Origin of the sequence: Gordonia sp. UBA7860 (genome assembly GCF_002500165.1) — a bacterium.
GTDB classification, from domain to species: domain Bacteria; phylum Actinomycetota; class Actinomycetes; order Mycobacteriales; family Mycobacteriaceae; genus Gordonia; species Gordonia sputi.
Genome location: NZ_DLSO01000185.1, coordinates 1 through 12,179, shown reverse-complemented (window position 1 = coordinate 12,179; position 12,179 = coordinate 1). Strand labels below are relative to the sequence as shown.

The following is a 12,179-nucleotide window of genomic DNA, read 5'->3' as shown; positions in this document are numbered from 1 at the left end:
CTCGACGACCTGACCGACGTCATTGCTGGGTTGCCCGCGGTCAGTATCGATCATCTCGGATTGTCGACGGCCGGGCTCCCGGTGCTCCTGTCGCTCGTCGAACGCGGAGTACGGGTCAAGGCAACAGGTTTCGGTCGGGTGGAACTCGACGTTCCGTCCGCGATTCGACAGATCATGGCTGTCGATCCGACAGCCCTGATGTTCGGTACGGACCTGCCGTCGACCAGGGCGCGTCGACCGTTCGGTGATGACGACATCGACCTCCTCGTCGCCGAGGTCGGAGAGGACGTCGCCGAGGCGGTGCTGCGCACCAACGCCGAACGGTTCTATCGCGTGGGGGAGTTGCGTTGACGGTCGTGGTGCTCGATCCGCAGCAACCGGGTGTTGTCCCGCTCGCGGCGCGGGCAGTGCTGACCGGAACCGTGCTGGTGACCGAAGACGTACCCGCGTCGGTGCTGTGGCACCTCGACCATGTGGTCACCGCGGCAGCCGATTCCGATTCGTCGCTCACCCTGGTCACGACGGACGCGCAGCATCCACTCGTGCGTATGCGGATCGCCGACGGCGACGACGTCGTCGAAGTCGAACGCCGATCGGGTGCGAGTCTGCTCGACGCCGTCGCGCTGATGGACACGCTGCGTCGGAACGGACCGTGGGAGTCGACGCAGACGCATGCGTCGCTGCGGCGGTACCTGCTCGAAGAGGTCTACGAGTTGCTCGACGCCCTCGACGGTGACGACCAGGAGAACCTCCGCGAGGAACTCGGCGACCTGCTGCTGCAGGTGCTATTCCACGCGCGGATCGCCGCCGACGACCCGGTGGCCCCCTTCGACATCGACGACGTCGCGCGGAGTTTCGTCGACAAGGTTCGCGGCCGGACGCCGGGCGTTCTGTCCGGCGAACACAGCGACCTCGAGACGCAGATCCGCGAATGGGAGGAGCGCAAGGCCGCCGAGAAACAGCGTGGCTCGGTGCTCGACGGCATCGCGACGACGGCCCCTGCGCTCGCACTGACGCAGAAGGTGCTCGAACGCCTGACCGCCGCGAACTATCCCGTCGACACCATCGACCCCGCGGTGCTCACCGTGACGATCGGGATCGGCGACGACAGCGTCGAAGCCGCCGCGAGGGCCAGGACGCTTGCGCTGATGGAACGGGTCCGTGACGCGGAGGCCAGTGCTGCAGCTGCCGGCGCGACGCTCGGCTCGCGCGAGGCGTGGGAGTCGTTTCTCGCGCGGTGAGGTCGACGCTGCGGGGGTTCCGAGCTGCCCGGCCCCGCGGCCTAAATGTGTGTCGAATTGAAGGATGTGTGTGTTGCAGCGCCCACATCCTTCGATACGACACACATTCACCCGCGCAGACGCCCGAACTGCACGCGCGGATATGCCGGCATAAGTCGCTGTTGTGCGCGTAGATCGTCAGGCGACCGGCGCCGTCACGCCGGCGTGAATCAGGAAGCGGCCCAACAACTCGTCGGCGTCGGCCGCAGCCGCCGCCGCGCGCCGGCGGATGTCGGCGGCCACTGCGGCGATATCGACTCCCGACTCGCCGATTGGGCGCTTGCGTGTCGTGAAACCGATGCGCCACGCGTCGAAACATTCGGGGGTGATCTCGGGGTGGAATTGCAGGCCCAGGTGTCGTCGGACGGTGAATGCCTGGACGTTGTGCTCGGTGCGGGCAATCACCTCGGCGTTGTCAGGAGGGGTGATCGTGTCGTGGTGGAACTCCATCCATGGTCCCGCAGAGACGAGTTCAGGTCGCGTGGTGTCGATTTCGGTGAAGCCGTGCTCGGGTCGGGAACTCGGCGAGACCGATCCGCCGAGGGCGCTGGCGAGAATCTGTCCGCCGAAGCACACCCCGAGGATCGGTACGTTCGCCGCGTCGGCCTGCTGAAGGAATTGTCGTTCGGGCGCGACCCAGTTCAGCTTCTCGTCGTAGACGGAGTCGGGTGAACCGGTCACGCAGATGAACGCGAGACCGGCCAAGTCGACCGAATCGAGGTCGTCGACTCCGACGATCTCGACGGTAAAGCCGCGATTCTCCATTGCGGGCAGCAGCGACCCGAGAATCGTCTTCTGCTCGTCAGGAATCACGCCATGCATGACGGCAAGTGCTCGCTGTCCCATGCGTCGAGGCTACCGTCGTCCGTCAGATCAGGAACGTGAGGTTGTGATGGCTGCGGTGTCCGTCGACGAGGCAAGAGATCTTGCGATCGATCTTCAGTTCGCCGTCCTCGCGGATGAATACGTGTCCCATCCAACCCGGGACGGTTTGCAGAGCATGCCCGTCGCGCATCTCGTGCACGATGAATTGCGAACGAATCTTGACCTCGTCCGGATTGTCAGTCGCGATGCGCACGAAGCCCGTGTTGACGTGTGTCGTATAAGAGGGTGGTAGCTGCGAATAGGCAACTCCGGTGCGAAGCCAGACGATACGGTCGCCCATTCGACGGCGGTCGTCGAAAGCGATGGTGACACGCTTCTGAGGATCGCCTGCCTCGGGGTCGGGCATGTCGCGGACCGCCGGGACCCAGTACAGACACTGACGGGAATAGAGCTGGTACCACTGTTCGAAAGCTCGGCGGTCGAGTAACCAACTCTCGTGCAGGACAAGCGCTTCGTAGGCATTGCGTTCCTCGGGCGTGAGAGGTGTGCCGACTGTGTCCCATTCGACGAGATCGTGCCGCAGCTTGGCGTAGTAGTCGTCGTCGATGTAAGTCGATTCCAGACTGTCGCGCAGGATCGTGTCCAAGGCATAGCGGACGACGGGATCGTCGACGTTGCGGTGCACCCCCATCTCGGGCGCGTTCATCGGGCAACCAGCTTCGTGTCGGAGGTCATCAGCTTCTTCCAGTACCGCCAGAAGGCTCGGATTGGCAATTCGTCGGTGATCAGCCCGGTGAGATTGCCGTTGGCGTCGAGGGTTTCGGTGTCGGTGTCGATGTGACGGTTGGTGACCACCCATTCCATTTCCTCAACGCCCAAACCGACCTGGCACTCTTCGAAGTTCGCGAGGTCGTCGGGTTCCCCGAACGCGGGGAAGTCTTCTTGCAGTCGAACTCTCAGCGAGTTGATCTCGTCCGGCAGGTCGGGTGCTCGCAGACTTGTCGAGTACCAGACGATGTCGGTGTCGGCGACCGCCAACGGTTCGATCACCTGGATCTGGTTACCGATGATCAACAGATTTGGAAAGATGTTGAGATTCATCCCGGACCCGACGACGACATCGAGGGCGGCCTTGGCGGCAGCGTCGTCGAGCTTGGCGCGGACCGCATTCGCGTACGGGTTCTGGCCGGGCATCGGGGCTGCGGAATCCCAGTAACTGTCGATCTCAGCTCGCTGATCGAGGAAGGTGTTGCCGTTGCCGAGGTCGGTGACCGTTTGCTTGCCGGCGTCGGTGTCCCCGAGCGCCCACTGCATGTCGACGCCGACGCCGTATCGCTCCTTACGCATCCGCAGCAGCGATGCGTGGGAGAACCCGGGGTGGTATCCGTCGGCGGAGTTGTCGTAGATGAGCTTCCAATTCCCCTTGCAGTTCAGGCGGGTCTCGCCGTGCCGCACCACCAACTCGGCGCCGGGCCAGCGGTCGAGCCACTGGTCGATGTAGTCGGTGACATTGCCGAGATGTGTTGCGAGATCGCTGATCTCTTGGTTCAGCGTCCCGAAGATGAAGCCCCGGTAGGAGTCGACGCGCAGCCGGCCGAGACCGAGTTCATCTCTGTTGAAACTTGCTCCGTAGCCCTTGTGCATCGGGACGCCGGTGAGTTTGCCGGTGTTGTTGAAGGTCCAGTTGTGATAAGGGCACATGAAACTACGTGCGTTGCCCGAATCGGTGCGGCACACCGTCGCACCCCGATGAGTACAGCGGTTGATCAGCCCGTGAATCTCACCGTTTCGGTCGCGGGTGACGATGATCGGTCGCAAGCCGAGTTTCCGGCGGACAAAATCGTTCGGTTCGGGGATCTCACTCTCATGGGCGAGGTAGGTCCAGGTGCCGCCGTACACGCGGTTCATCTCGGTGACAAAGATCTGCGGGTCGGTGTACATCGTGCGGTGGACACGCAGATCGGTCACGAGTTCGTCGAACGGTGACACCGACGTTTCGGTGGTGTTGGTCATTGATGACACTCCAGAGAGGTGTGGGAGAGACGGTCTCAGTACTTGGTGAAGTACTCGCGGTGTTCCCACTCGGTGACCGCGTCGGGATTCTGTTCCCATTCCGGCTCGGCCTCGAGGAACCTTCCGATCTCGGAAGCCTTCAGTCCGAGAAGCCAGTCGACGAAAATATTCCCGAAGGTGTCGCGGAAGAACTGGCTGCGCTTGAGCTCGTCGACCGCTTCCATGAGTGTGACAGGCAGTTTCGGGCGATCGGTTGCGCTGTAGGGGTCGGCTTCCACGGGACCTGGATCAAGGTTGCGCTTGATTCCGTCGAGCCCGGCCGCGATCTGGCAACCCAGGTACAGATAGGGATTCGCAGTCGGTTCCCCGACGCGGTTTTCGATGTGCGACGACGGATCGCCCGGCCCGCCTTGCACACGACACATCGCGGCGCGGTTGTCGTGACCCCAGGTCGCGCGATCGGGGGCCAGCGAGTAGGGACGACGGCGTCGATACCCGTTGACACTGGGTGTGGTGAATACCGAAGCGGCGCAGGCATGTTCGAGTAGACCCGCGACAAAGCTGCGGCCGATGGGCGACAGGAGGCCGTCGGACCCGGCGTCGGCGACGAACAGGTTGTTGCCCTCGGCGTCGGTCAGGCTTTGGTGCAGATGCCAACCGCTCGCGCAGAATCCCGGCAGGCCGGGTGCGGTCATGAAAGTTGCGTGCAGGCCCATGCGTGCGCTGACCTGCTTGACCATGGACCGGAACAGCGTCATGGTGTCTGCGGCCTCGAGGGCGCCCTGCACGTCGAAGGTGAACTCCAACTGGCCGGGGCCGAGCTCGTCTTCCATTGTGCGCAAAGGCATGCCGAGTTCTTCGGCATACTCCGCGATTGTTCCGAGAAAGTCGTCGATGGCATCCATCTGTACCTCGGACTGATACGCGTAACCCTTGCCGATGGTTTCCACTTCCGGAGGTGCGGGCGGGCTACCGAGCGCGCCGCTGTCCTCAGGCGCCAACTTCGGGTCGACGACGCGCGTGATGTAGAACTCGACCTCCAGGCCGGCGACGAAGGTCATGCCCTCGGCGGCGAGGTCGCTGATGACGTTCTTGAGTTTGTGGCGGGCGTCAAATGGTGCCGGTGTCCCGTCGTTGAAGTACATGTCGCCGAGAATCCAGCCGGTGCCCGGTGTCCAGGGCAACTCCCGAAAGGTCAGAGGGTCGGGGACGAGGACCAGGTCGGGAAAGCCTTCCATTTCGACCATGTCGAGGCTGCCGCCCTTGGTAAACGGGTTGAACGCGATGTTCTCACCGGAATCGAAATTGTATTGTGCCGAACTGAAGTCGAGGGCATTGCGCAGTGTTGAGAGGAATGTGTTGGGTAGCAGCGTCTTTCCGCGAAGCTTGCCCTGTGGGTCAGCCACGCTCACGCGAATGGTCTTGAACTCCTTTGCCTTGACGCGTGTGGCGATCGCATCAGCGGCTGCGTGTTGTTCGGGTGTCCACAGGTTGTGGCGGACGATGAAGTCGCGGGGAGATGATTCGGACATGAGAACCTCCGGGGTACGGCAAGGACAAGGGCTGTGGGCGACTGCGATGACGTAGACGTTATGTTCGTTACGTGTCGAAGGGGTGACGTAACGAGTTAAACGTATGTAACGCGGGCTACGGCCTCTAAACTGCGAGGTATGACGGAGTTCGCGACGCTCGAAGGAACCGTGGCACAACGGATTCGCCGTATACGGCATTCGCTTGCGCCCGGCGAGATGCGCGTGGTCGAGGCTCTCGTCGAGTCGTACCCGACCGCGGGACTGGTGCCGATCGCGCAACTCGCCGCGGAGGCCGACGTCAGCGCGCCGACCGCGTTACGCCTTGTCGGCAAGCTCGGATTCGCAGGTTACGGCGCATTTCAGGAGGCGCTCCGCGCCGAGGTTCAGACTCGGTTGTTCTCACCGGTTGCCGTTTATCCGGCGGCAGACGAGGCGGGCGAAGAGTCGATGTTGACCGCGGCGTCGACCCTCTATGGCGACGGCGTTCGCTGGACGATGACCAATCTTCCGGTCGACGAAGTACGCGAGACGGTGACCGCGCTGGCCGACGCGTCACGACCCGTGATCGTCTCCGGCGGCCGATTCAGCTCGGTGCTCGCTACACAGCTCGCGCGCTATCTGCACATGCTCCGACCCGGAGTCCATGAGGTCGAGCCGACGTCTGGTGATCTCATGGCTTCGCTCATTGACGTCGACGAGAGGACCATCGCCGTCGTCTTCGATTTCCGTCGGTATCAGCAGTCGACTATCGACTGGGCGCTGGCGGTGACCGAGCGGGGTGCTCAGCTCGCGGTTGTCACCGACATGTACTTGTCGCCGCTCGCGTCGAGTGCGAATGCCGTCTTTCCCGTCAGCCACTCCGGCCTGGGTCCGTTCGACTCGATGGCGCACGGATTCATGCTGGTCGAGTTGCTGGTCTCGCTTGTCGCCAAGGAACTCGGCGAACCTGCCCGTGATCGGCTCGCGGAGTTCGAGCAGCTGCAATTGGCCGAGGAACAAGAACGCCGACAGACGGGTAAAGCGCGCGCGCAAGTGAAGAATGAGCCGAAGGGCTCGAGGTAGGCGGAAGTGCTACATCCGGTCCCGCGCGGCCCCGAACGCCGGCCGCGACCATTGCACTCACGCTGATTTCATCCCGTCGTGCTGGCGCGGTGAGCCCAGGTAGGCAGCCTCGGCGTGCTACCCGCCACCACGTGCGGAAACGGCGGGTGCATCATGGGTAAATGCCTTTCGACAACACCGGCAGCGCCTCAGGCCCCACGCGCGAGAACGTTATCTTCGTGCACTGGCACGACCTCGGGCGTCATCTCGCGTGCTACGGGGCCGACGGTGTCGAGAGTCCGAACATGGATGCTTTGGCGTCGGAGGGGATCCTGTTCACCGACGCCCACGCCACCGCGCCGCTGTGCTCACCGGCTCGTGGGTCGCTCTTCACCGGTCAGTACCCGCATCACAACGGACTCGTCGGCCTCGCTCATCACGGGTTCGAGTACCGCGACGGCGTGCAGACACTGCCAGCCCTGCTGGGCGACGCCGGGTATCGGACCGTGCTGTTCGGCATGCAGCACGAGAGCACCGATCCGCAACGACTCGGCTTCGACACCGTTGACGTCTCCGACTCCCGATGTGATCACGTGGTCGCCGAGTCGCAGCGCTGGCTGCGCAGGTACGTCGAGCGAACCGCGAACGAGCAAGCGGCCCAACCATTTTTGCTCACCGCAGGCTTCTTCGAGACCCATCGTCCCTACCCCGTCGACGAGTACAAGCATCCCGACACCTCGGGCATCGAGGTACCTGGGTTCCTTCCCGACACCGACGACGTACGCGAAGATCTCGCCGGCCTGCACGGAAGCATCTCGAAGGCCGACGACGCGGTGGGGCGCCTCCTCGACACCGTCGCCGACCTCGGGCTCGACCACAACACGTGGATCGTCTTCATCACCGACCACGGTCTGGCGTTCCCGCGTGCAAAATCGACGCTCTACGCGGAGGGGACCGGCGTCGCGCTGATCGTCCGGCCACCGACGGGGCGTGCGATCGAACCCCGCGTGTACGACGACCTGTTCTCAGGTGTCGACCTCACCCCGACGATCCTCGACCTTCTCGGTCTCGACGCGCCAGCCGACGTCGACGGCGTCTCCCATGCCCCCGAGATCGTGCGCAATGCGCAAGAGCCGATCCGCGGGGCGGTGTTCACGGAGAAGACGTATCACGACGCCTACGACCCGATCCGAGCGATTCGGACGAAGAAGTACAGCTATATCGAGAACTACGCGCATCGCCCGGCGTTGCTACTCCCGCTCGACATCGCCGACAGTCCGTCGGCGCGATCGCTCGACGCGTCGGTCATCACCGCAGAGCGGCCCGCCGTCGAACTCTACGATCTCGAGCACGATCAGTGGGAACGAACAAATCTCGCTGACGACCCGAATTACGCGCACATCCGCGCAGAACTCGCGGCGCGGTTGGCCCAGTGGCGGGCCGACACCGACGACGCGCTCCCGGACGAGCGCGCGGGGACAGCCATCGCGGACGAATTCATGACTCGCTACTTCGAACAAGCCGTCGAGACCCCACCCGACGAGCAGGCACTTCCTTCGCGGCGTCCACTCGGACGTGAGCGCGACCTCACCGGCGAGATCCAACAGGGCGAGGTCGACGACGAGGCTCGCGAATCTGCGGATGTCCCCGGCTCGCACGGCTGAGGCACAGGCGTCGAGTTTTGTAAAGAGTTTGGAGCGTCGAGCGCCTAATTTCCCAGGTTGCGGGCGTTTTCGGGCTGGTTAAACTGAGCGGGTGCCGCCAGTCGACAACTACCTCGTGTGCGCCAGTCAGCGTAGCGGGAGCACCCTTCTCGTCGAGTCTCTCGCCGCGACGGGGGTTGCCGGGACTCCCGAGGAGTTCTTCCAATACTTCCCCGCGACATCGCTAGCGCCGCAACCGCGTGAATGGTTCGCGGGCGTCGACGCCCCTGCGATCCTCGAGGCTCTCGACGAACTCGACGACGGCGTCGTCGACACCAGAACCTACGCACAGTGGCGCGACGACGTCTTTGCCGCAGGCCGTTCGTCGAACGGCGTGTGGGGCGGCAAACTGATGTGGAATCAGACGCCCCTGCTGATCTCGCGAACGCAGACCGGGTCGGGATCGCTGCGCACCGCGATCCGCACACTGTTCGGCGACGATCCGCTGTACCTGCATGTCTACCGGGAAGACGTTGTGCCACAAGCGGTATCCATGTGGCGTGCGGTGCAGACCCGAGTATGGCGACACGACGGCGATGCCTCCGAAGACTCAGCGGTCTACAACGCCGAAGGCATTGCCCACCTCGCCGAAATACTTCTGGCGCAGGAGAAGTCGTGGCGCGAGTGGTTCGCTGAGGAGCGCATCGAGCCGCTCGACATCGAGTTCGGTGAACTCACCAAGGACCCGTCGGGCACCACCGCTCGTGTTCTCTCCGCGCTGGGGCAAGACCCTGCGCTGGCGCCGCCACCGCCGTTGAAGCCACAGTCCAATGCCCGCTCCAAGGAGTGGGTCGAGCGGTACCGCGACGACGCGGTGCGGAACGGATACCCGCAATGACCACGCAGATCGACGCCGCAGCCGACCTCGACCACGTATCCGCGTTGCGGGTGCTCGAGTCCGAGGCCGTGCACATCATTCGCGAAGTGGCTGCAGAACTCGAACGTCCAGTCCTGCTGTTTTCCGGTGGCAAGGACTCCATTGTGCTACTTCGTCTGGCCGAGAAGGCATTTCGCCCGCATCCGCTGCCGTTTCCGGTCCTGCACGTCGACACCGGACACAACTTCGACGAGGTGATCGAGTTCCGTGACCGTCGCGTCGCGCCGACCGCCGACAACCCCGACGGAATCAAACTCATCGTCGCATCGGTTCCCGACGCCATCGCCGCGGGACGCGTGGCGGAGTCGACCGATCCGTCGGGTTCGCGTAACCGACTCCAGACTCGCGTGCTCCTCGACGCGTTGGAGGCGGGCCGATTCGACGCCGCGTTCGGCGGTGCCCGCCGCGACGAAGACCGCGCGCGTGCCAAGGAGCGGGTGTTCAGTTTCCGTGACGAGTTCGGCCAGTGGGATCCGCGCGCTCAACGACCCGAACCGTGGTCGCTCTACAACGGGCGAATCCGACGCGGCGAGTCGGTTCGTGTGTTCCCGCTGTCGAATTGGACCGAAACCGACATCTGGCGGTACATCGAACTCGAGGACCTCGACCTTCCGCCCATCTACTATGCGGCCGAGCGCGAGGTGTTCGACCGCGACGGCATATTGCTCACCGTGTCGCCCTACTCGCAGCCGGATTCGCCCGACGATGTCAGCACGGAGTGGGTTCGCTACCGCACGGTCGGTGATCTGACGATCACCGGCGCGGTGCGCTCGCGTGCGGCAACGATCCCCGAGATCATCGAAGAGATCAGTGCCGCAACGGTATCCGAACGCGGTGAGACCCGCGCCGACGATCGCACGTCGTCAGCCGCCATGGAGGACCGCAAACGAGAGGGTTACTTCTGATGACCGAGACCGTGACCCGCGACCCTTCCGAGGATGCGCAGCGAAGCGAAAACCTCTTGGGGACAAGCGTTCCCACGCTTCGACGGCAGATCCTGCGTCTGGCGACCGCAGGCAGCGTCGATGACGGTAAGTCGACGCTCATCGGACGTATCCTGCACGACACCGGCTCACTGCCGACAGATCACCTCGAGGGAGTCACTTCCGACGACGGCGACGTCGATCTGGCCGCACTGTCCGACGGCCTGCGGGCCGAGCGTGAGCAGGGCATCACCATCGACGTCGCCTACCGGTTCTTCTCGAGCCCCACGCGCAGCTACGTGCTCGCCGATACCCCGGGGCATGAGCGCTATACCCGCAACACGTTCACTGGAGCGTCGAACGCTCATGTCGCGGTGTTGCTCGTCGACGCCCGAAAAGGCTTGCTGCGCCAGACACGTCGGCATGCGCGTATCGCGACGCTGGTCGGTGTCCCGCACATCGTAGCCGCGGTCAACAAGATCGATCTCGTCGATTTCTCCGCCGAGCGATTCGCAGAGTTGGTCGCAGACCTCAACGAACTGGCCACGAATGTCGGTTCAGCGGAGATCACCGCGATCCCGGTGGCGGCGAAGCTCGGCGACAACGTCGTCAACAAGTCGGAGAACACGCCCTGGTACACCGGCCCGACACTGCTCGAATACCTGGAAGGTATCGAGCTGCACGCGCCCAATCCCGTTGCGCGCGAACTGCGTCTGCCCATCCAGTGGGTATCTCGGCCGGGAGCCGACGGCAAGCGTAGTTACACCGGTCGCGTTGCCGCGGGAACCCTCGATGTCGGCGATCCCGTTCTCGTGCTGCCGTCGGGATCACGCACCACAGTGACCGCGCTCGACACGCTCGACCCGGCACGTCCGACAGCCGTTGCGCCGTTGTCTGTTTCGGTGCAGTTGGCAGACGACATCGACGTCGGTCGCGGCGACGTGATCGTCAGCGGGGCCGAGGATGCGCATCTGCCCGTGGCCGCACGCGAATTGTCGGCGACGGTCTGCTGGCTGTCGGAGACGCCGCTCCACGCGGGTGATCGCGTGGCGCTCAAGCAGGGTGCGTCGACGGTAAGGGCGACGGTACAAGCGCTCGAGCGCAAACTCGATCCGGAGACACTGCTCGAGCAGGTCGGGCCGTCGGAGTTGGCGCTCAACGACATTGGGACACTCACCCTGCGAACGTCGTCGGTTGTGGTTGCCGATCCGTATGCGAGCAACCGCGACACCGGCGCGTTCATCCTGATCGACGAGGCGTCGAACGACACGGTCGGTGCGGGCACGATCCTCGAACCGCGCGAGGTCATTCCGGGCAAGGCGACCCGCAACGACATCAAGTGGCACCCGAGCGCGTTGAGCCGCAGCGAGCGCTGGACCAAGACCGGCCAGCGCGGTGCGACGGTGTGGCTCACCGGCTTACCCGCTTCCGGCAAGTCGACGGTCGCCGTCGCGCTCGAACGCGAACTGGTCAATCGCGCCCGCGTCGCCTACCTCGTCGACGGCGACAACATCCGGCACGGGATCTCCGACGACCTCGGCTTCTCGCCCGGCGACCGTGCCGAGAACATCAGGCGCGTAGGGCATCTCGCGCGTCTGTTCGCCGATGCCGGGGTGATCGCTATCGCGTCGATGGTCTCGCCGTTGCGGTCCGACCGCGAAATCGCCCGCGAACTCCACGACGCCGCCGACCTCGACTTCATCGAGGTGCACGTGTCGACGCCGGTCGGGGAGTGCGAACGCCGCGACCCCAAGGGTCTCTACGAACGCGCGCGGCGCGGAGAACTCAAGGGACTCACCGGAGTCGACGCCCCGTACGAGAAGCCTGAGAACCCCGACCTGCGCTTCGACACCACCGGCGCCGACATCGCCGAACTCGCCGGCCGCGTCGTCGACGAGCTGGTCCGCCGGGGCGTCCTGGCCGAGTGATCTCGGCAGGCTCGATCAGCGGCGGTCGGGGGTAGTCCCAGGGTCACGGCAAAGTCG

Annotated in this window: 11 protein-coding genes; 7 read left to right on the top strand and 4 right to left on the bottom strand. The window is 64.2% G+C overall.

Annotation, left to right across the window (positions count from 1 at the left end):
- Together B3T59_RS22470 and B3T59_RS22465 are read left to right on the top strand one after the other, a co-directional pair.
- A partial coding sequence (locus B3T59_RS22470) for an amidohydrolase family protein (protein WP_287005183.1) occupies window positions 1-351 on the top strand: 351 nt, incomplete at its 5' end.
- Window positions 348-1,241, top strand: coding sequence for a MazG family protein (locus tag B3T59_RS22465; protein WP_287005182.1), 894 nt, complete (start codon window positions 348-350; stop codon window positions 1,239-1,241). The genes B3T59_RS22470 and B3T59_RS22465, both read left to right, overlap by 4 nt.
- A gap of 177 nt (window positions 1,242-1,418) precedes the next feature.
- On the opposite strand, the gene B3T59_RS22460 is transcribed toward B3T59_RS22465, so the two are convergent.
- The 4 genes from B3T59_RS22460 to B3T59_RS22445 are packed head-to-tail and all read right to left on the bottom strand — an operon-like array spanning window position 1,419 to window position 5,650.
- Window positions 1,419-2,126, bottom strand: coding sequence for a type 1 glutamine amidotransferase (locus tag B3T59_RS22460; RefSeq protein ID WP_287005181.1), 708 nt, complete (start codon window positions 2,124-2,126; stop codon window positions 1,419-1,421).
- Between the two features lie 22 nt (window positions 2,127-2,148).
- Window positions 2,149-2,811, bottom strand: a complete 663-nt coding sequence (locus B3T59_RS22455; RefSeq protein WP_064867060.1) for an aromatic-ring-hydroxylating dioxygenase subunit beta — start codon at window positions 2,809-2,811, stop codon at window positions 2,149-2,151.
- Window positions 2,808-4,118: an aromatic ring-hydroxylating oxygenase subunit alpha gene (locus tag B3T59_RS22450; protein ID WP_287005180.1), complete on the bottom strand. Its 1,311-nt coding sequence runs from the start codon at window positions 4,116-4,118 to the stop codon at window positions 2,808-2,810. The genes B3T59_RS22455 and B3T59_RS22450 overlap by 4 nt, the downstream gene beginning before the upstream one ends.
- Window positions 4,119-4,153: 35 nt before the next feature.
- Window positions 4,154-5,650, bottom strand: a complete 1,497-nt coding sequence (locus B3T59_RS22445) for a glutamine synthetase family protein (protein WP_287005179.1) — start codon at window positions 5,648-5,650, stop codon at window positions 4,154-4,156.
- A 138-nt stretch (window positions 5,651-5,788) separates the two neighbouring features.
- Between B3T59_RS22445 and B3T59_RS22440 the strand changes: the two genes are divergently transcribed.
- The 5 genes from B3T59_RS22440 to cysC all read left to right on the top strand — a co-directional run bounded on the left by B3T59_RS22440 (window position 5,789) and on the right by cysC (window position 12,122).
- Window positions 5,789-6,712, top strand: a complete 924-nt coding sequence (locus tag B3T59_RS22440) for a MurR/RpiR family transcriptional regulator (protein WP_287005178.1) — start codon at window positions 5,789-5,791, stop codon at window positions 6,710-6,712.
- 161 nt (window positions 6,713-6,873) lie between these two features.
- Window positions 6,874-8,355 carry a sulfatase family protein gene (locus tag B3T59_RS22435; protein ID WP_287005177.1) on the top strand — a complete coding sequence of 494 codons (1,482 nt, stop codon included), beginning with the start codon at window positions 6,874-6,876 and terminating at the stop codon, window positions 8,353-8,355.
- Between the two features lie 91 nt (window positions 8,356-8,446).
- A complete protein-coding gene (gene stf0 / locus B3T59_RS22430; RefSeq protein WP_251723093.1) occupies window positions 8,447-9,232 on the top strand; it encodes a trehalose 2-sulfotransferase in 786 nt (261 codons plus the stop codon).
- The gene (cysD, locus tag B3T59_RS22425; protein WP_251723094.1) at window positions 9,229-10,176 is read left to right on the top strand and encodes a sulfate adenylyltransferase subunit CysD; all 948 of its coding nucleotides are present in this window, start codon (window positions 9,229-9,231) and stop codon (window positions 10,174-10,176) included. Before stf0 ends, cysD begins: the two co-directional genes overlap by 4 nt.
- Window positions 10,176-12,122: an adenylyl-sulfate kinase gene (gene cysC, locus B3T59_RS22420; RefSeq protein ID WP_251723095.1), complete on the top strand. Its 1,947-nt coding sequence runs from the start codon at window positions 10,176-10,178 to the stop codon at window positions 12,120-12,122. Before cysD ends, cysC begins: the two co-directional genes overlap by 1 nt.
- The last annotated feature ends 57 nt before the right edge of the window (window positions 12,123-12,179 follow it).